Source organism: Pseudomonas sp. WS 5503, assembly GCF_012985385.1.
GTDB classification, from domain to species: Bacteria; Pseudomonadota; Gammaproteobacteria; order Pseudomonadales; family Pseudomonadaceae; genus Aquipseudomonas; species Aquipseudomonas paracarnis.
The window spans coordinates 12765-32159 of sequence record NZ_JAAQWI010000017.1; the positions used below are offsets into that span (position 1 = coordinate 12765).

14 protein-coding genes and 1 pseudogene are annotated in these 19395 nt (G+C 59.1%); 7 read left to right on the forward strand and 8 right to left on the reverse strand.

Features of this window, described 5'->3' with window-relative positions; all coding sequences use genetic code 11:
• Window positions 1–208 precede the first annotated feature (208 nt).
• Together HBO10_RS30145 and HBO10_RS30150 are read right to left on the reverse strand one after the other, a co-directional pair.
• Window positions 209–1795: an ABC-F family ATPase gene (locus HBO10_RS30145; RefSeq protein ID WP_003191057.1), complete on the reverse strand. Its 1587-nt coding sequence runs from the start codon at window positions 1793–1795 to the stop codon at window positions 209–211.
• Between the two features lie 142 nt (window positions 1796–1937).
• Entirely contained in the window at window positions 1938–3176 is a 1239-nt protein-coding gene (locus tag HBO10_RS30150; protein ID WP_034127348.1) for an MFS transporter, read from the reverse strand.
• A gap of 154 nt (window positions 3177–3330) precedes the next feature.
• Between HBO10_RS30150 and HBO10_RS30155 the strand changes: the two genes are divergently transcribed.
• Window positions 3331–4143, forward strand: coding sequence for a class I SAM-dependent methyltransferase (locus tag HBO10_RS30155; RefSeq protein ID WP_034127349.1), 813 nt, complete (start codon window positions 3331–3333; stop codon window positions 4141–4143).
• Between the two features lie 318 nt (window positions 4144–4461).
• Here the strand turns inward: HBO10_RS30155 and HBO10_RS30160 are convergent, their stop codons facing one another.
• Complete coding sequence (locus HBO10_RS30160) at window positions 4462–4848, reverse strand: TIGR03067 domain-containing protein (protein WP_034127350.1); 387 nt, start codon at window positions 4846–4848, stop codon at window positions 4462–4464.
• Between the two features lie 340 nt (window positions 4849–5188).
• On the opposite strand from HBO10_RS30160, the gene HBO10_RS30165 reads away from it, so the two are divergent.
• Both HBO10_RS30165 and lpxO read left to right on the forward strand, forming a co-directional pair.
• Window positions 5189–6514, forward strand: coding sequence for a Wzz/FepE/Etk N-terminal domain-containing protein (locus tag HBO10_RS30165; RefSeq protein WP_003191065.1), 1326 nt, complete (start codon window positions 5189–5191; stop codon window positions 6512–6514).
• A 262-nt stretch (window positions 6515–6776) separates the two neighbouring features.
• Window positions 6777–7676, forward strand: coding sequence for a lipid A hydroxylase LpxO (lpxO, locus tag HBO10_RS30170; RefSeq protein WP_014718362.1), 900 nt, complete (start codon window positions 6777–6779; stop codon window positions 7674–7676).
• A gap of 18 nt (window positions 7677–7694) precedes the next feature.
• Here the strand turns inward: lpxO and ligD are convergent, their stop codons facing one another.
• Both ligD and HBO10_RS30180 read right to left on the reverse strand, forming a co-directional pair.
• The gene (gene ligD, locus HBO10_RS30175) at window positions 7695–10214 is read right to left on the reverse strand and encodes a DNA ligase D (protein ID WP_034127352.1); all 2520 of its coding nucleotides are present in this window, start codon (window positions 10212–10214) and stop codon (window positions 7695–7697) included.
• A gap of 24 nt (window positions 10215–10238) precedes the next feature.
• A complete protein-coding gene (locus tag HBO10_RS30180; protein WP_034127353.1) occupies window positions 10239–11078 on the reverse strand; it encodes a Ku protein in 840 nt (279 codons plus the stop codon).
• Between the two features lie 185 nt (window positions 11079–11263).
• Between HBO10_RS30180 and HBO10_RS30185 the strand changes: the two genes are divergently transcribed.
• On the forward strand, window positions 11264–11572 hold the full coding sequence (locus HBO10_RS30185) for a hypothetical protein (RefSeq protein ID WP_034127354.1): 309 nt from the start codon (window positions 11264–11266) through the stop codon (window positions 11570–11572).
• A 12-nt stretch (window positions 11573–11584) separates the two neighbouring features.
• Window positions 11585–12742, forward strand: coding sequence for a PQQ-dependent sugar dehydrogenase (locus HBO10_RS30190; RefSeq protein ID WP_034127355.1), 1158 nt, complete (start codon window positions 11585–11587; stop codon window positions 12740–12742).
• 173 nt (window positions 12743–12915) lie between these two features.
• On the opposite strand, the pseudogene HBO10_RS30195 reads toward HBO10_RS30190, so the two are convergent.
• The 3 genes and pseudogenes from HBO10_RS30195 to HBO10_RS30205 form a co-directional block, all read right to left on the reverse strand.
• Window positions 12916–13080 (reverse strand): annotated as a pseudogene (locus HBO10_RS30195) (DUF1348 family protein); the annotation flags it as partial.
• A 192-nt stretch (window positions 13081–13272) separates the two neighbouring features.
• Complete coding sequence (locus HBO10_RS30200; RefSeq protein ID WP_034127356.1) at window positions 13273–13752, reverse strand: nuclear transport factor 2 family protein; 480 nt, start codon at window positions 13750–13752, stop codon at window positions 13273–13275.
• A 54-nt stretch (window positions 13753–13806) separates the two neighbouring features.
• The gene (locus HBO10_RS30205) at window positions 13807–14370 is read right to left on the reverse strand and encodes a TetR/AcrR family transcriptional regulator (protein WP_034127357.1); all 564 of its coding nucleotides are present in this window, start codon (window positions 14368–14370) and stop codon (window positions 13807–13809) included.
• 124 nt (window positions 14371–14494) lie between these two features.
• Here HBO10_RS30205 and pssA point away from each other — a divergent pair, with 124 nt between their 5' ends.
• The gene (pssA, locus tag HBO10_RS30210) at window positions 14495–15838 is read left to right on the forward strand and encodes a CDP-diacylglycerol--serine O-phosphatidyltransferase (protein WP_034127358.1); all 1344 of its coding nucleotides are present in this window, start codon (window positions 14495–14497) and stop codon (window positions 15836–15838) included.
• Window positions 15839–15958: 120 nt separating this feature from the next.
• Window positions 15959–19390 (forward strand): hypothetical protein, encoded by a 3432-nt coding sequence (locus HBO10_RS30215; protein WP_152612720.1) that lies wholly within the window; start codon window positions 15959–15961, stop codon window positions 19388–19390.
• Window positions 19391–19395 lie beyond the last annotated feature (5 nt).

A 19395-nucleotide genomic window follows, 5' to 3' on the forward strand; every position in this document is an offset into this window, starting at 1 on the left:
GCTGGCGGGCGGTAAAGCATCATGGCATATCCCGCATTACTGTAGGAGCGAGCTTGCTCGCGAAGAACGTCAACGATAACGCGGGTTGCCTGATTCTGCGCGGCGTCCTCAGGTTTTTCGCGAGCAAGCTCGCTCCTACAGTAGTAGAGCGTATGCAAAAAAGCCCTGTCACAGGGACAGGGCTTTTGCTTGCAGCTAAGTGCTGTTCTTAGAACACCACACCCTGGCTACGCAGGTAGTCGTCATAGGTGCCGCTGAAGTCGATCACGCCGCTTGGGCTCAACTCGATGATGCGGGTGGCCAGGGACGATACGAACTCGCGGTCGTGGCTGACGAAGATCAGCGTGCCCGGGTAGTTCTCCAGCGCCAGGTTCAGCGCCTCGATGGATTCCATGTCCAAGTGGTTGGTCGGTTCGTCCATGATCAGCACGTTGGGCTTTTGCAGGATCAGCTTGCCGAACAGCATGCGACCTTGTTCACCACCGGAGATCACTTTGACCGACTTCTGGATTTCGTCGTTGGAGAACAACATGCGGCCCAGGGTGCCGCGAATCATTTGCTCGCCTTGGGTCCACTGGCCCATCCAGTCGAACAGGCTCACGTCGTCTTCGAAGTCGTGGGCGTGGTCCTGGGCGTAGTAGCCCAGTTCGGCGGCGTCGGTCCACTTGATGCTGCCGGCGTCCGGGGTCAGTTCGTTGACCAGGGTGCGCAGCAGGGTGGTCTTGCCGATACCGTTGGGGCCGATGATCGCCACGCGCTCGCCCGCTTCAACCTGGAAGCTGAAGTCCTTGAACAACGGCTTGCCGTCGAAACCTTTGGCCATTTTTTCGACCATGACCGCCTGGCGGTGCAGCTTTTTGTTCTGCTCGAAACGGATGAACGGGCTCACACGGCTCGATGGCTTGACTTCGGCCAGCTGGATCTTGTCGATCGCCTTGGCACGGGAGGTCGCCTGCTTGGCTTTCGAGGCGTTGGCCGAGAAGCGGCTGACGAAGGATTGCAGTTCGGAAATCTGCGCTTTCTTCTTGGCGTTGTCCGACAGCAATTGCTCGCGGGACTGGGTCGCCACGGTCATGTACTCGTCGTAGTTGCCCGGGAACAGGCGCAGCTCGCCGTAGTCCAGGTCAGCCATGTGGGTGCACACGCTGTTCAGGAAGTGACGGTCGTGAGAGATGATGATCATCAGGCTGGAGCGCTGGGTCAGGATGTTTTCCAGCCAGCGGATAGTGTTGATGTCCAAGTGGTTGGTCGGTTCGTCGAGCAACAGCACTTCCGGGTCGGAGAACAGCGCCTGGGCCAGCAGTACGCGCAGCTTCCAGCCGGGGGACACTTCGCTCATCGGGCCGAAATGCTGTTCCAGGGGAATACCCAGGCCCAGCAGCAGCTCGCCGGCGCGGGATTCGGCGGTGTAGCCGTCCATCTCGGCGAACTCGGTTTCCAGCTCGGCCACGGCCATGCCGTCTTCTTCGCTCATTTCCGGCAGCGAGTAGATGCGGTCGCGTTCGGCCTTGACCTTCCACAGCTCCTCGTGGCCCATGATCACGGTGTCGAGCACGGTGAATTCTTCGTAGGCGAACTGGTCCTGGCGCAGTTTACCCAAGCGCACATTCGGCTCCAGCATGACCTGGCCGCCGGACGGGTCGAGGTCGCCACCGAGGATTTTCATGAAGGTCGACTTGCCGCAACCGTTGGCACCGATCAGACCATAGCGGTTGCCGGCGCCGAACTTGACCGAGACGTTCTCGAAGAGCGGCTTGGCGCCGAACTGCATGGTGATGTTAGCTGTGGAGATCAATTACTTTACCTATCAATGGGTTGCGAGCGTGACGGCAGGTGCCTTCAGGCATGCGTCAACAGCGACATCAAGGCGCGAAACCCGGTCGCTGAACACAAAATTGGGGATGTGTGTTGGAATTTGGCGCGCATTGTCGCATATGTCAGGCGACAGTTGTATGGCGAGCGAAGGATGGTTTTGCCAATGTCTCAGGCATAGCCAGCCACAACAGCATCAAGGCAGCGGCTGCAACCGCTGCCAACGTCAGGAAGGCCGCGTTGTAGCCAGCCTGCTGCACCACGAAACCGGCCAGGCTGTTACTGAGTGCCGCGCCCAGGCCGAATACGGTGGAGAGGGCGCCCAGGCTGACGTTGAAGCGGCCAGTGCCTTGGGTCAGGTCTTTGACGATCACCGGGAACAGGGCGCCGAAAATGCCGGCGCCGATACCGTCGAGCATCTGCACGGCCACCAGCCAGTAGGGGTCGCTGGATAAGGTATAGAGCACGCCACGCAACGGCAGTATCAGGAAACCTGCAAGCAACAGCGGCTTGCGCCCCCAGATATCGGCCTTGAGCCCGACCAGCCAGGCCATCGGCACCATCACCAACTGTGCGGCGACAATGCAGGCTGACGTCAGCGGAGTGGCCATCTGCAGATTGATCTGCGCCAGTTTCTGGCTGACCAGCGGCAGCATCGCGGCATTGGCCAGGTGAAACAGTGCGCAGCAGATGGCAAACAGTAGCAGCGGTTGGTTGGCCAGCAATGCTTTCAGGCCCGAGGGCTGTTCGTGGTCGGTGTGATGGGCCGGATCAAAACCACGGGCGACCTCATGGTCAATCGCCTCGGCCGGCACGCAACTTACCGCAATGACACTGGCGACGGCCATAAACGCCATCAGGTAGAACACCACCACCGGCCCGAACAGGTAGGCCAGCCCGCCGGCCAGCAGCGCGGCCACGGCATTGCCGGCATGGTTGAAAGTCTCGTTGCGCCCGGTACGCCGGGTGAAGGCACGCGGCCCGGTGATCCCCAGCGAAATGGCGGAAATTGCCGGAGCAAAGACAGAGGCAGCTACGGCGCTGGCAGCTTGGGTCAGCGCCACCCAGCCAAATGAACTGACGAAGGGCAGCATCAGGCAACTGCCCGTCACCAATAGCGCGGCAATGGCAACCACCGCGCGTTTGCTGCGAGTGCGGTCGATCAGCGCACCCGCGGGGCCCTGGGTCAGCAAGGCAGCGATGCCTGCGAGGGTCATGACCACGCCAATGCTGGCCGGCTCCCATTGATGGACGGCCAACAGATAGATCGCCAGGTACGGTCCGAGACCGTCGCGCACATCGGCAAGAAAGAAGTTCAGGCTGTCCAGGGATAAAGCGATGCGCAGGTCTGAATGACGGGCCACGGTGCGACCTTCAAGAGCGGCGTTCAGGGGCTGAGCGCGCGTTGGGATAATGACCGGTGGGCTGGGCGATAAGTTTCGCGGTGGGCCAGGGTTTCCTCCTGCGCGCATTTAATTTACTTTCCGAAGCCCACTGGAATGAATTTCTGGAGAAGCAATGGACATGCCCTCAGCGCAAGAGGCGATCGCCAGCAATAGAAATGCCTGGGACGAATCCGCCGGGTTGCATAAAGACACCGCGACCTGGGCGGCACTGCTGGACTCGGTAGCCGAGCCTGATTTTTCCTGCCTGGACCCGACCATCACCACCTTGCTGCAAGAGGTAGGCGTGGTGGGCAAGGACGTGGTGCAATTGTGCTGCAACAACGGGCGCGAAAGCCTTTCATTGTATGGCTTGGGCGCCCGTTCGGTGGTGGGGGTTGATCAATCCCGGGCGTTTCTTGAACAGGCGCGGGAGTTGGCCGAGGCCTCGCCACACAGCCCTGAGTTCATTGAGACCGATATCCACCATTTGCCCGAGCGTTTGCAGGCACGGTTCGATATTGCCCTGGTGACCATCGGCGTGCTGGGCTGGATGCCGGATGTGGCGTTGTTCATGCGCCAGGTTGCCAGTGTGCTGAAGCCCGGCGGTACGTTGGTCATGTACGAAACCCATCCCTTTCTTGAGATGTTTGACCCCCGTGGGGCCAACCCTATGCTGCCTGCCAGTTCTTACTTCCAGCGTGAACCCTTTGTGCTGCAGGAGGCAATTATCTATGAAGGGAAGGATGAGCGGCCCGGGCCGACCTCCTATTGGTATGTACATACCCTGGGCAGTGTCGTCAGCGGGGCTATCGCAGCGCAGATGCAGATCGCTCATTTGCAGGAATACCCGCATTCCAACCGGGAAGAACTCTACGATCAATATGAGCATCAGGCCGCGCAACTGCCCCTGTGCTTTACCCTGACAGCGATCAGGCGTGATGGCTGATCAAGGTTTGCACACGCAAAAAAAGGCCCGCGAGGAGAAGGCGGGCCAAGGGATTCACTGGAGTAGGTAGGCTTCACCCTATAGGTCGAAAAGTGAAGGCCTTGTGAAAATGCCGTGATCAAATCGGATAATCACGTCTTATGTGTCCACCTGTGCCGAGGGAGCTTGCTCCCGTAACGGCCTGCCAGCCACCGCCTATCTGCCTGACGCCCCGCGTTCCAACCTGTGGGAGCTGGCTTGCCTGCGATAGCGGTGTATCAGTGACAGATTAGTTGACTGACCCACCGCTATCGCAGGCAAGCCAGCTCCCACATTTGATCAAGAGCGCCGTACGAAGGTGCGCATGGTTTGCCCTGGGCCAGTGCTGAATACAGTGGGCCTGGGCATGCCCTCATCCGCTGCGATAAATACGAAATCATCGCCGTCGAGCCGGTAACTGGCGGGGAGTTGCTTGCCTGCATCTTCGCCGATGGCGTCTGTCCAAGTGATGCTTTTGGGCGTGGTACTGGCGTCCAGCTCGAACCGACCCGCCAGCAATATTTCGCCACTGACCGTGGTCACTTCGAATCGATCCCCCGCAATTGTCGTCGTTGCTCCCGGCGCGCTGTGGGCATCCACTGGGTTGAGCACGCCACTGTCTTCAAGGGCTGTTTGTTCCCAAGTGCCTTGCAGTGCGCGAAAGTCCGAAGCGGAAAGGGGTGACATGCAAACTCCTTATTGCTGTTCAAAAAAATGTTCAATTGTAGTGAGGCTGACACTGTTCCACCTGTAGGCGAAATTTTTTTCTTTATAAGACAGGTATTTGACAGCTTTTTCATGTTGTATTGACTACGCTTGCAACCAGATCAGTCTGACATGGCTGTGTGATTTGGCTTACTCACCGAAATGAAACCGAAATAATCCCTAAGTTTGTGGGATATTTCAGGGAACTGAGTGGTCACATCGCCATTGGTCTGCCGTATCCAGGGCGTTGTCCCTGATTTTTGAAGTCATTCAGACTTCTGAGAATGATGGCCTTTTAGTATTATTTTAAGGTGTTCTTATTTTGAATCGTACTTCCCCGCTTCCGCCTTCCGCAGCGTCTGATGAAATTGATTTATTTGAATTGTTTCACGCCATCTGGCGACAAAAAAAGCTGGTGGTCGGGTGTACGCTTCTGGCCGGGGTATTAGGCGCAGGTTATGCCTTCCTGGCACCCAAGACCTATGAAGTCAGCAGTGTGTTGCGGCCTGCTGCAATCAACGAGTTGGACGCCTTGAACCGTTCGGAAGTGTATAAGTTGCCGCCTGCCGATGCGCTGCTCAAGGTGGGCGCGCAGTTGGATTCCTATGATGCGCGCCTGGGGTTCTTCAAGGATCATGAGGAGTTGTTCAAGGCGTTCAAGAAGCCGGGGCAAACCCTTGAGCAGAGCTTTGAGGCGTTCAACCGCAATTCCGTCAATCTGATTTTGCCCGACCCCAAGAAGTCCGATTCGTTGAGCAGTTATATCCGTCTGGAGTTGCAATACCCGACCGACGTCGATGGTGTTGCGATCCTCAACGGTTTTGTGGACTACGCCATTGCCGCCGAGCGTCAGCAGGTGGGTGCCGACCTGAAGGTTATCGTCAATAACCGCTTGAGCGAGCTCAAGGGCAAGATCGACGCCGCCCGCGCCAACTACGATACCGATAAAGAATCGAAAATCGCCAAGCTCCTGGAAGCGGACCGGCTCAAGCGTGCCCAACTGCAGGATGAACTCAGCGCCCTGCGCCTGCAGATGAAGATGGAACGCACCAACCGCCTCGCCGAGTTGGCCGAAGCCATCAGCATTGCCAAGTCCATGGGCATTCGTACACCAACAACGCCGTCCTCAATGGCCGACTCCACCCGCACGGGTTCGAGCCAGGTCATGCGGACCGAGGTGAACAACCAGAAGATCCCGCTGTATTTCATGGGGACCGAGGCGCTGGAAGCCGAACGCGCTGCATTGCAGCAGCGTACCAGCGACGATTTCACCAACCCGCGCATTGCCGAGATCGGCAAAGAGCTGCAACTGCTGGAAAGCAACCGCGAGGTTGAGGTGCTGCGCAAGCGGGGCAATGAAGACATCTTCTTGCAGGACGTCGAGCCGCTTCGCGCTGAAGTCGCCAGGTTGCGTGGTTTGAATATCGATATGAGCAACCTCAAGCTGGTGACGATTGACCGTCGAGCCCAGGAGCCTTTGTCGCCGATCAAGCCGAAAAAACCGCTGGTCATCGCATTGAGCCTGGTCGGCGGCCTGTTGCTGGGCCTGATGATTGCGCTGATCCGCTACTTCGTTCGCAGCCGCACTCAGGCCGTGCCCTATACGGCATTAGGGGATCGCCGCGAGGATAAAGACACCCCGCTGTAACCCTTCAAACGCCCTCAAACAGGCAGGCTCAAGGGCCTGCCTGCTCCTACCCTCAGCACACTCAATAGACAGCTTTTCACAATTCTTAGTTAACCTTTGGTTACAAAGTGTGGCTAAATAACTGCCAATGGTGGCACGCAGGCGGTTATCCGCCGGCCGTGTCACCTGTATGTGAATTGTGATTTCAGGTGCTGCTATCCATCCTCGGCCGTTGTGGGCTCGCAGGAGCAGCCTGTTCTCTCCCTGACGTGTGACGAATCCCTTGAAACTCATCATTGTTGCTCTCTACGTTGCTTCCATTGCGTATGTACACCTGCGTGGTCGGGTGCGACACAAGCTGGGTCGCCAGCTTAGTGATCACTCGACGTTCCTGGCGCCGATCAACTGTTTCCTGTACCTGTTCTCCAAGCAGCCCAGCCGTCCCTACCTTTCGCCCAGCGACTTTCCAGACCTGAGCCCATTGCAGGAGCACTGGGAAGAGATCCGCGAAGAAGGCCAGAATCTGATGCGGGCGGGTGAGATCAAACGCTCGGAGCAATACAACGACGTAGGGTTCAACTCGTTTTTCAAGACCGGCTGGAAGCGTTTCTACCTCAAGTGGTACGGCGACAGTCACCCCTCGGCGATGAAGCTGTGCCCACGCACCACCGAGCTGGTGCAAAGCATCGGCTCGATCAAGGCCGCGATGTTCGCCGAGCTGCCACCGGGCTCCAAGCTGGTGCGTCACCGCGACCCGTATGCGGGCTCGTACCGCTATCACCTGGGGCTGGATACGCCTAACGATCCAGGCTGCTACATCAACGTGGACGGCGAAAGCTATTACTGGCGCGACGGCGAGCCGGTGATGTTCGACGAGACCTACATTCACTACGCGGAAAACACCACCCAACAGAACCGCATCATACTGTTCTGTGATATCGAACGGCCGATGAAGTACCGCTGGGCGGCTGCGTTCAATCGCTGGTTCAGCCGCAATGTGATGGCGGCCGCAGGTTCGCCCAACGATGAGGGTGACAAGACCGGCGGCCTCAACCGTGCCTTCACCCGGCTGTACAAGATTCGCCTGCGTGGCAAGGAGCTCAAAAAGCGCAACCGCACGCGCTACTACCTGGAAAAGTGGGCGATCTTTGCCGGTCTGGCGCTGATCTTCATTCTTATCTGACCTGGCTCAGGGCGCGGATCACCCAGGGGGTTGCGCGCCCAACTTGTCCCACATTTTTTTGCTGATCTTCTGCCGATTGGCATACCCCACCCACGGGTCGTCCTTCAAGGCCTGCAACCGTTGGTGCAGGTTCGCCACTGTCCACTGTTGGGCGCCGCGCAATCCTTTCAACTCCTCTCGACTCACCGGCACCGACACTGGCAAGCCCGGGCGTGCCCGCACTGAATACGCCGCCACGGTACTGGCGCCGCGGGCGTTACGCAGGTAATCGATAAAGATCTTGCCCACGCGGTTCTTGGGGCCACTGGTGGCGGTAAAGCGTTCGGGCAGTTGGCGGGTCATGAATTGGGCAATGGCTTTGGCGAATGCCTTGACGGTGTCCCAGTTATCGCGCCGGGCCAATGGCACGATCAAGTGCAGGCCCTTGCCGCCGCTGGTTTTGACGAAAGCCTGCAAGCCCAGCTCATCAAGTACCGACAGAGTCAGTTGGGCCGCTTCCAGCATGGCTTTCCAGGGCAAGGCCGGGTCCGGATCGAGATCGAGCACGAACAGGTCGGGCGTTTCAATCTTGTCTGCGGTAGCGCCCCAGGTGTGAAACTCGACCGTACCCATTTGCACCGCGCCGACCAGGGCTTCCACGCTGTCTATTTCCATCAGGCGCGCATGGCCTGGATCCAGCGCCGGGTCCAATTGCTTGATGTGGGGTATTGCCATGCGCTCTGAGTGTTTCTGGAAGAACTGCTCACCTTCGATCCCTTCCGGCGCGCGCAGCAGGGACACGGCACGTGCGCGCAGAAAGGGCAGGATCCATTCGCTGATATCGGTGTAGAACTGTGCCAATTGCTGTTTTTGCGTGCCGCTGTGCTTGTCGATAATGCGCTCGGGGTGAGTGATTTTCACGTTCTTCACCGTTGCCTGCGCTTTACCGGCTTTCGATGCCTGCGGTGCCTTGACCGACTTGGCCGCGCGCGGCTGTTCATGAATGATCTGCGAGGCTGGCTTGTCGGTGCGCAGGCTCACAAACGCGGCTTGGCGCACCACGCCTTCACGGGTCCATTCGGCAAATTGCACTTCGCCTACCAGGCTCGGCTCAACCCAATGCACGCCGCGGGCCTGGGCACTGGTCAATGGCTTTTGCAGTGGCGAGTCCTTGCGCTCGAGCGGCGTGAGCTTGGCATAGATAGTTTTCAGCGCCGCCTGATCAAAGCCCGTGCCCACGCGCCCGGCATATACCAGGCCGGTGTCATCGTTGACCGCCAACAGCAGCGCCCCAAAGCCGCTGCGCGAACCTTGGGGGCGGGTGTAGCCGACAATCACGAACTCCTGGCGCAGGCGGCATTTGAGCTTGATCCAGTCGGCACTGCGCCGCGACACGTAGGGGCTGCCGGCGCGCTTGCCGATCACGCCTTCGAGCGACAGGTCACAGGCGCTCTCGAAAATATCGCGCTGGCTGGCGGCAAAGGCTTCGGAGAAGCGCAGCAGTTTGCTTCGGCTGGCGGACAGTGCGGATTTAAGCGCAGCCCGACGCTCCTCGACCGGGTCTTCGCGCTGGTCGCGGCCATTCAAAAAGGGTGCATCGAACAGGTAATAGACGATGTCCAGGCTGCGGCCGATATCGAATGCGTTTTGCAGCGCCTGGAAATCCGGCAGCCCGTCGCCATTGAGGCTGACCACTTCGCCATCCAGCCAACTGTCTTTGAGCTTGAGCGCTTGCAAGGCTTTGCACTGACGCGGCAGGCGCTCGGTCCAGTCGTGGCCGTTGCGGGTGAACAGGCGCACTTCACCGTCGCGAATGCGCGCCATGATGCGGTAGCCGTCGAACTTGATTTCGTAGCGCCAATCACCCTCGGGGGCGCGGTCGACCAAGGTTGCCAGTTGGGGGGCAAACTCGTCAGGCAGCGCAGCGTTGCGCTTGGGCGCTTTGGCTTTTGGCGCGGCCTTGGGTTTGGCCTTGGCCTTGGCTTTTGGCTTGCCCACGACCGCATCGCTGAGCACGCTGGCGGGCTCGGCCTCGACAATATCGAACTCAGAGGCCGGGCGCGCCTGCTGATCGTTTTCCTTGATCAACAGCCACTGCTCCTTGTCACCGCTGCCCTTGAGGCGGGTACGCACCAGCGCCCAGTCACCGGAGAGTTTTTCACCCACCAGGGTGAATTTGAGTTTACCCGCCGCGTAGGCTTTGCGCGGGTCATCGTGGGGTTGCCAGATGCCTCGGTCCCACACGATTACATCCCCCGCACCGTATTGGCCGGTGGGGATACTGCCCTCGAAACTGCCATAGCTCAGTGGGTGGTCTTCAACATGCACCGCCAGGCGTTTCTGGCTCGGGTCCAGGCTTGGGCCCTTGGGCACCGCCCAGCTCAACAGCACGCCATCCAGTTCCAGGCGAAAGTCGTAATGCAGGTTGCGCGCATCATGCTTTTGAATCACAAAGCTCAGGGCCGAAGCGTTACGTTTGCTGGCGGGTGAGCTGCCTGCGGGTTCGGCGGTGATCTTGAAATCGCGCTTGCGGTTGTACTCGCTCAGGGGCTTTGCCATGTCGTTCTCCCGTCAATGGCAGGCTCAAGAGGCCTTGTTATTGGACTTTTTCGCGGCGCTCTTTTTCGCCGCAGGTTTACCCGCCAGGCTGCGTTTGAGCAGTTCCGTCAGGTCGATGACATCCGCGGATTTTCGCTCTTCGCCGCCTTCGGCCGTTTCCACATCTTCGATCTTGCCGGCCTTGGCCTTCTTCGCCACCAGCGCCCTGATCTTGTCCTGGAAGCTGTCACGGTATTCATCGGGCTGCCAATCGGCGCTCATGTCTTCCACCAGGCGCTTGGCCATGTCCAATTCACCTTTGGCCAGGGTCGGCTTTGTCACATCGCTGCCCAATTCCAACTCATCCAGGCTGCGCACTTCGGCGGGCCAGCGCAGCATGACCAGCACCAGCGCCGACTCCAGCGGCATCAACGCAGCCAGATGCTGCTTGGTGTGCAGCACCACATTGGCCAGGGCGACCTTGCCGGTTTTTTTCAGCGCTTCGCGCAGCAGTGCATAGACCTTGCCGCCGCGTTTATCCGGGGCGAGAAAGTAAGGCGTGTCGATGTTTTGCAGGGGGATCTGGTCGCTGGCGACGAAGGCGATGATTTCGATGGTCTGGGTGGACTTGGGGTGTGCCGAGCGAATTTCGTCTTCGCTGAGCACCACATAGCGTCCTTTTTCAAAGGCCACGCCCTTGACGATATTGTCTTTGGTGACTTCCTTGCCGGTGGTTTTGTTGATGCGCTTATAGCCCACCGGGTCCATGCTGCGCTTGTCCAGCCAGTCGAAGTCGACGCCTTGTGAAGAGGTCGCCGAGACCAGCGATACCGGGATGTGAACCAAGCCGAAACTGATGGCGCCTTTCCAGATTGCCCGTGGCATAGGTGTTATTCCTCAACGAAGAGCCTGTGTGCTGGTGACTCGCAGAGCACGGCAAAAGTTTCGGCGGATAGATGCTCGGACAGATCGTGTTACACCTGATGAGAAACTATTTAGTGTCACAACGCGAACCCACGGCGTAGCGTGTTATCGAAAGCACGTAGTACTTGGCATAGAGAGGTTTGGCCATGAACCGTTGTGTACGTCATCTTTCAGCATTGGCGCTGGGCCTGGCCCTTGCGCCATTGGCCCAGGCGCAAAATCTGCCAGGGCGTAGCGACTACGGCCCTATTCACCGGGCCAACCCCAATAGCATGCAGGGCACCCAGCCCAATGCACCGGCGGTTCGCAGTATCCAGCCTGTCCCGGCAAACCCGCGGCCGACGCTGGAAAACGGCGGCATCGGCAACCGCTACCCCAAGCAGGAAGCGGCCCCCAGCCGACCAGCCACCGCACCCAAAGCGCCCACCTATGATGCCAACGGCAATCGCCGCTAAGGATTTCGCCTTATGTTTGTAAGTAAAACCCTGCTAGCCGCCCTGTGCGCCAGCGCGTTACTGCCGTTGAGCGCGGCGTATGCCGCCGATAGCCAACAGTTCCCCAGCGAGCAAGGCAGCATCACCGCCACGCCAGTCGCCAAGGGCCTGGACCATCCGTGGGCGCTGGCGTTTTTGCCCGACCAGCAAGGTTTCCTGGTGACAGAATTGCCTGGGCACCTGCGTTTTGTCAGCCCGGACGGCAAGCTGTCTGCGCCTTTGAAGGGCGTGCCGCAGGTATGGGCCAAAGGGCAGGGTGGGTTGCTGGATGTGGTGCTGTCGCCAGACTTCAAGCAGGACCGCCTGGTGTACCTGTCGTACGCCGAAGGCGGTGGCGAGGGCGGCAAGGCCGGTACAGCCGTAGGGCGCGGGCGTTTGGCGGCCGACTTGAGCGGCTTGGAAGACTTCAAGGTGATACTGCGCCAGGAGCCCAAGCTGTCTACTGGCAACCACTTCGGCTCGCGCCTGGCCTTCGACCGTGATGGCTACCTGTTCGTGACTCTCGGGGAGAACAACGACCGCCCCACGGCCCAAGACCTGGACAAGCTGCAAGGTAAAGTGGTGCGCATCTACCCGGATGGGCGCGTGCCGGACGACAACCCCTTTGTCGGTCAACCCGGCGTGCGTCCGGAGATCTGGTCCTACGGGCAGCGTAACCCTCAGGGGCTGGCCCTGAACCCCTGGAGCGGCACGATCTGGGAACATGAACACGGGCCCCGTGGCGGCGACGAAGTCAATATCATCGAGCGCGGCAAGAACTACGGTTGGCCGTTGGCAACCCATGGCATCAACTATTCCCTGCTGCCGATTCCGGAAGCCAAGGGCAAAACGGCAGAGGGCACAGTGGCGCCCCATCATGTCTGGGAGAAATCGCCGGGCATCAGTGGCATGGCGTTCTACGACGCCGACCGATTCAAGGCATGGCAGCACAACCTGTTTATCGGCGCGCTGGCCAGCCAAGAGCTGATTCGGTTGCAGTTCGAGGGGGACAAGGTGATCCACGAAGAACGCTTGTTGGGCGAATTGAAAGCGCGAATTCGCGATGTGCGGCAGGGACCGGATGGCTTTCTGTATGTGCTGACTGATGAGGATGACGGCGTGTTGTATCGGGTTGGGCTGAATCAGGACTAAACGTACGTGGGGCTGACAGCAGACGCTGATCCAATTGATGCCCTGCGATCCAAGTGTGGGAGCTGGCTTGCCTGCGAAGGCGGTGTTTCAGGCGCTGAATCTGTTACTGCACCACCGCTTTCTTAGGCAAGCCAGCTCCCACATTGGATCTCATTCGGTCTGCAGAGTCGGGGTTATAGCCCCAGCTCTGACAGGCCTGGATGGTCATCCGGGCGCCGCCCCAGCGGCCAATGGAACTTGCGTTCGCTCTCTTTGATCGGCATATCGTTGATGCAGGCAAAGCGGTTGGCCATCAAGCCGTCCTCGTCGAATTCCCAGCTTTCGTTGCCGTAGGTCTGGCTGAATCAGGACTAAACGTGCGGGAGGGCGCTGACAGCAGACGTTGATCCAATTGATGCCCTGCGATCCAAGTGTGGGAGCTGGCTTGCCTGCGAAGGCGGTGTGTCAGGCGCTGAATCTGTTACTGCACGACCGCTTTCGCAGGCAAGCCAGCTCCCACATTGGATTTCATTCGGTCTGCAGAATCGGGTTTATAGCCCCAGTTCTGACAGGCCCGGATGGTCATCCGGGCGCCGCCCCAGCGGCCAATGGAACTTGCGCTCGCTCTCTTTGATCGGCATATCGTTGATGCAGGCAAAGCGGTTGGCCATCAAGCCGTTCTCGTCGAACTCCCAGTTCTCATTGCCGTACGAGCGAAACCAGTTACCCGAATCATCGTGCCATTCATAGGCATAGCGCACGGCGATGCGGTTATCGGTGAAGGCCCACAATTCCTTGATCAGTCGATAATCCAGCTCCTTGGCCCATTTGCGGCTCAGGAACTGCTTGGCTTCTTCGCGGTTATGGGCAAATTCGGCGCGGTTGCGCCAGTTCGTATCCAGGGTGTAGGCCAGAGACACGCGTTGTGGGTCGCGGGAGTTCCAGCCGTCTTCCGCCAGGCGGACTTTTTCGATGGCCGAATCGCGGGTAAACGGCGGCAGGGGTGGACGGACGTCTTCTTGGGCTGACATGGGCGGCTCCTCAAAGTAATTAAGGTTGGGTCGAAAGTTGCCTGGTCTGTGAGTTCAAAGTTGCAGTAAGGTCCGCGCCATGCATTGCGCATTATCGGCAGCTGTTGAATCACCCATGACCAGGGCGACGGTAATGGCACCATCGATCAGGATCAGCAGTTGCGCGGCCTGCTGCTCCGGGGCGGGAGTGCCATGTGCTTGGCACAGTTCGAGTGCGTACTCGAACAGTTTGCGTTTATGGGCCTTGGCCAACAGGCGCACCGGGTCTTGGGCGTCGCCGGTTTCACCGCTGGTGTTGATAAAGGCGCAGCCGCGAAAGTCCGCCGAGCCGAACCAGCGCTTGAGCGCGCTGAACAGCTCCAGCAGGCGCTGGCCGCTGTCGTCGCTGTGTTCCAATTCGCTGCGCAGCCACTGCATCCAGCGCTCGTCGCGGCGTTGAAGGGCAGCAATCACCAACTCATCCTTGTTGGCGAAGTAGCGGTAGATACTCTTTCTCGACACCCCGGCGGTTTTCACCAGTAAGTCCATGCCGGTGGCAGCAATGCCGTGGCGATAGATCAATTTTTCGGTGACGTCGAGGATGATGTCGCGGGTTTCATTCTGAGTGATATCGTTCATGTTTCGCACAGTAGAACGATCGTTCTTCATGGTCAACAGGTTTTTTGAATTGCCCACTGCGAGACCTGAGCAGCCTCATGGTGTAAGCTTTGGGCCTCTTCGGATTCGACCCATTGCGAGCCCTATGCCGTCGTTCTTCAAACGCTCCCTGTTGCCCAAGCTGCGCGGTTTCCCGTTGTCCAACGAGGCCATTGAAGTGCTGCCCAGCGCCGACGCCTACCGTCGCTGCTTGTTGGAGAAAATCGCCCAGGCCAAGCGGCGTATATACATCGTTGCCTTGTACTTGCAGCAGGATGAGGCGGGGCAGGAAATCTACGACGCGCTGCATGCCGCCAAGGCCGCACGGCCCGAACTGGACATCGTGGTGATGGTTGATTGGCTGCGCGCCCAGCGCGGGTTGATCGGCGCGGGCAAGCAACCGGGCAACAGCGCCTGGTACCAGGCGATGACTCAGCGCCACGCCACCGAAGTACCGGTGTACGGCGTGCCGGTGCAAACCCGCGAGCTGTTCGGCGTGTTGCACCTCAAGGGTTTCGTGATCGATGACAGCGTGCTGTACAGCGGCGCCAGCCTGAACAATGTGTACCTGCACAAGTTCGATAAATACCGCTTCGACCGTTACCATCTGATCCATAGCCAACCCCTGGCCGATTCGATGCAGCACCTGGTGGAACACGGCCTGGTGGCGTCCAAGGCCGTGCATCGCCTGGACCTGCCGAACCCGCCCACCACTCGCAGCCTGCGCAACGATATCGGCGACCTGCGCAGCCGTCTCAAGCATGCGGCCTACGACACTACGGCCGGGCAGTTGCCCAACGGCCATCTGTCGCTCAGCCCATTGCTGGGCGTCGGCAAGAACAACCCGTTGAGCCGGGTGATCCTCGAATTGATCGCCAGCGCCCAGCAGCAGCTGACTATTTGCACGCCGTATTTCAACCTCCCATTGCCGGTGACCCGTGAGATCAACCGCGCTCTGGCACGCGGTGTGAAGATCGACATCGTGGTGGGCGACAAGACCGCCAACGATTTCTACATTCCGCCCACCGAACCTTTCAAAGTGATTGCGGCGTTGCCGTACCTGTACGAGATCAGCCTGCGACGCTTTGCCAAGCGGCATCAGCCGATGATCAACAGCGGCCAGTTGAACCTGCACTTATGGCGCGACGGCGATAACACCTACCATCTAAAGGGCATGTGGGTGGATGAGCGCTACACCTTGCTCACCGGCAACAACCTCAACCCTCGGGCGTTTCGCCTCGATTTGGAAAACGGCTTGCTGATCGATGATCCACAAGGGCAGTGGCTAGCGCCGCGGCGTACCGAGTTGGCCCAGATCTTCCAGCACGTAACCCGTATCGAGGGCTACCAACAGTTGCAAACGCTGGTGGATTATCCACCCGCGGTGGGCAAGTTCCTGCGCCGGGTCAGTCGAGTGCGCATCGAGCGGTTGCTGTACCGTATTCTGTAGGACTGTTTTCACCGCCTTAGGAGTTTACCTACTCGCATAGCTTGTGTTGGTTGCTACGTTGTTTCTCGACGGTTCTTAGGGACGAGAACTCTGCCCTTGATTGGTTCAGAGGAAACAGACATGTCGAGTATCAGCCCTAGTCGCGACACCCTTGCGTTTACGCCGCCGCTGCATTCTGTGAGCCCGGCGGCAAACGCCTTTCCCGACCCTGTTGTTCGCAGCAAGCGCGAAGCAGCCTCAAATCCTGCTGTAAATAGTCTCCGACGATGGACGCTGCAACCTGTGCCCTTGGCGTCGAGCGAGGGTGATCACCGCCTGCGTAACGAGCTAGCGACATCAGCCACGCGCCACGCGTGGGATTCCCTCGTCCAGATCCCCACCGACAGCACTTTCTACGCAGGCTTTGCCGCTTTGCGCAGTGCGTTCAATACTGATGAAGTCAAGGCGTGGATTATGAGCAAAGGCATGGCCCTGGACACCGTGGTGGTAAAACCGGATTCGATCACAGGGCTGGTCTTAAGCGGTCGCGTGGGAACGCGAAAGACGTTCACTCTGAACGACGATTCTGGCTGGTGGCAGGTCGGGGCCCGATTGCGCGCCGCTGCCACGGCGCTGGATAGGGCGGGTAATGGGGTGGCTTATGTGCCGGAACAGTCCGACCGGTTTTCTCGCAATGCTGTCTTGCAGTGGCATGACATCACCCCGCCAACGAATGCCGATGAGTTGGCGTTGGTGCGTGGACATCTGTTGGCGGAGGAATGGTCCGGTTGGTCAACCGAGACAAAAGGCCGGCTGCAGGGCAGCAGCCTTGCGGCAAGAAAAACCATCGACCGGCTGGACGAGCGTCAATACCTGGCAGGTTGCCTGGCTGATCTGGTTCGCAATCGACCCGACGACGAAGAGGTGTCGCTGGCCGATGCGCAGACGCCGATCGGCGCTACGTCGGTGCTTGCCACAAACGGGGCCGACAAGGCCGCCGTGCGTGATGCACTGATTTCTCACGGCTTCCTCGTACCCAAGACCGCGAAGGAAGTGCGCAATGTCATTCGCTGGTTGCAAGCTGCGGTGGCGCCTGCCCCCGCGCTGGGTAATTACGCGCAATTGCTTGCACGACCATGGGCACCGGGCATGTTGTCTGAAAATGACAAACGTTTGGTAGCTCAGTTCATGCGCGACGATGCCATCAGCCGCAGCGAACCGAGTCTATTGCGCGCCTTGGATTTTCGCGGCGTACTCGATGAGCACACCCCGCAAGAAGTGCGTGCCAACGCCGACAAGATACTGGAGCGGATCCTCGACCACCCGTCAGCCCTGAACTGGGGCAAGGCCGCTGCTCGCAGTTTGTATTTTCAGAGCGCGTCCGGCACCTATGACTTATCGACCCTAGAAGCCAAACAGTGGGCACTCACTGCGGCCCTGTTGCAGATTGACCCCAAGATGCCTCGGCGCCCTGGGAACGTTGCCGGTTATGACATCTATCAGCCCGCCAACAGTGGACGGACGATGGCGTCGGTACGCGCTGAAATCGAGACCCAACTGGCTCAGAACACCTTGCTCGATCCAAAGACGGTACCGCTGGCCGCGCATCTGTTGTTGGCCAGTAGCGCGCCCGAGTTTCTGGTCCGGGATATCCCTTCCACGATGCGGATAGGCTCGGTGGAATGGGCCGACTTTCGCCTGGGGGTCACGTTTGCCGAGCGTCAAGGTGGGCCTGGTTGCTCGCGGCGCATGAGCTACACCGAAATTATGGGGCTCAGCCGGCTGAGCACCAGTACGCCGGGCGAAGCGGCGGTATTGGATAATTATGGGATCGACGTGTTACTCGATTGGGGCTTGATGCGCGGGCTTTATGAAAAGCCAGTGGATGGCCGCTACACACAGCAGCACCATCTGCAGGCCATCACGGCTTTCAATGAGGAGTGCGAGCAACTCGTTTATGCGTTGGAGCAGTTCAACCTGCCGCTGCCTATACGAGAAGACTCGGCGATCAGGAACTTGCAGACAGTATTTCCAGGCCTGAGCGCGGAACAGTTGAAAGCCATGCGGGTATACATCGCAGACCCGGATGAACGCCGCAACATGAAGCTGTCCGAGCCGAGAACGCGTACGCTGATCGAGACGTACATGACCGGCGACCTTACAAGGGACCGGTGGATGCTGCTGGCGCCCGGGGAGCAGCCGCCACAACCAGCCCGGCGCACCTCACCATTTGTCATACCGCGGCTGAGCGCATCCGACCAGGCAGCCGTTGATGCCAACGTGCAAGCGTTGAACGCCAGGATCGCCCATTTACCGGATGTGCAGGCCCAGTTGCCTGGTGAAGTCGATGCCTACCTGGACAAACTCAAGCAGGGTTTGAGCATCGCCACAAGACGCATGATCGCCCAACTGCCGTTGGCTGATCGCCAAGCCTTGGAGTGGGGGGACGTGGACCTGTTTGCCTTGCGCGAGGCAACCGATAGCGTGCCTGAGATAGATGTAACACCGGAGCAGGTGGAGGAGCGCAGAGGGCGAAAGGGCACGCTGATACGCTGCAATTACAACGGGGTAATCAGCTACTTCGAGGTGTTCCCGGACAAGCTGTTGATCGTCAAGCGCGAAGACCTGCCGCGTGATTTGGCCCTCGGAGGGACCTTTCAAACGGTGCCGAAGACGTATGGGCCTTGGGCGGTGTCAGAGCTCCCCGTGCGGCTGGGCGCGGTGGAACCATTTGATTTTGCCGCTTACAGCTCCAATGCCTTGCCCAGGCCCGGTGTGACCTCGCCAGGTGTCATTATTGATAAGCTGGGCGAGACCCTGCACGCTACGCCGGTCTCTGTACAGGGCGAGGCATCCAACCAGGTGCCTAACAGTTTTTCGTCGCCCCGCACCCGGTCAATTGTCGATCGGATCATGCAGGGCAATTTTATCCATCATCGTGCCAGCGTGCTGAAGGTCGCGCACGGCATGTTGCCGCTGGAACAAAAGCGCGAAATGTTGCGCCGCAACGACAGTATTTTGTTGAGCATGATCCCGTTTGTCGGGGCCGTCATTGACCTGACCAAAGGCAACATCGTTGAAGGGATGCGCGGGCTGATCATCGACACCGCCGGGGCATTCGCAGGTGGGGCATTTGGAACCTTGAAACCGCTCGTCAAGTCCACAAAAGCTGTGGCTCCCTTCGGCGTCAAGGCGTTTCGCGTACTGGAAAAGGGGGTTGAGGTGGTCAGTGGCTTCTTGAACCCACTGGATGGCGCGGCAGATTTGATGGCCGCTGGAGGGAAAGGGCTCGTCGCGCTGCCTAAAGCGTTAGGCAGGGCATCGAACCCCTCAGTGCTTTTAAAGCTTGGCGTGGTGGAAGAAAAACTGCGCACTTGCCTGGGTGTATCAAACCAGTTGCAGGCGCCGCACAATGTCCAGGAGCAGGCGGTTCAGCCTGGTGCTCATAACGGACACAATCATTCGATACCGGTGTACGCGGTACAGACCGATGGACGTTGGTACGCGACCCATCCAAAGACCGGGTTGCCGACCGGCACGCCGCTGGATGGGTTTGAAGCACTGCCCGCATGACGACC

Excerpts from the sequence above, each read along its gene's own strand:
- ligD (WP_034127352.1), bottom strand. The coding sequence starts at position 10,214 with ATGGCAAAGCCCCTGAGCGAGTACAACCGCAAGCGCGATTTCAAGATC.
- HBO10_RS30180 (WP_034127353.1), bottom strand. The coding sequence starts at position 11,078 with ATGCCACGGGCAATCTGGAAAGGCGCCATCAGTTTCGGCTTGGTTCAC.
- HBO10_RS30190 (WP_034127355.1), top strand. The coding sequence starts at position 11,585 with ATGTTTGTAAGTAAAACCCTGCTAGCCGCCCTGTGCGCCAGCGCGTTA.
- HBO10_RS30155 (WP_034127349.1), top strand. The coding sequence starts at position 3,331 with ATGGACATGCCCTCAGCGCAAGAGGCGATCGCCAGCAATAGAAATGCC.
- HBO10_RS30160 (WP_034127350.1), bottom strand. The coding sequence starts at position 4,848 with ATGTCACCCCTTTCCGCTTCGGACTTTCGCGCACTGCAAGGCACTTGG.
- HBO10_RS30200 (WP_034127356.1), bottom strand. The coding sequence starts at position 13,752 with ATGTCAGCCCAAGAAGACGTCCGTCCACCCCTGCCGCCGTTTACCCGC.
- HBO10_RS30185 (WP_034127354.1), top strand. The coding sequence starts at position 11,264 with ATGAACCGTTGTGTACGTCATCTTTCAGCATTGGCGCTGGGCCTGGCC.
- HBO10_RS30215 (WP_152612720.1), top strand. The coding sequence starts at position 15,959 with ATGTCGAGTATCAGCCCTAGTCGCGACACCCTTGCGTTTACGCCGCCG.
- pssA (WP_034127358.1), top strand. The coding sequence starts at position 14,495 with ATGCCGTCGTTCTTCAAACGCTCCCTGTTGCCCAAGCTGCGCGGTTTC.
- HBO10_RS30205 (WP_034127357.1), bottom strand. The coding sequence starts at position 14,370 with ATGAACGATATCACTCAGAATGAAACCCGCGACATCATCCTCGACGTC.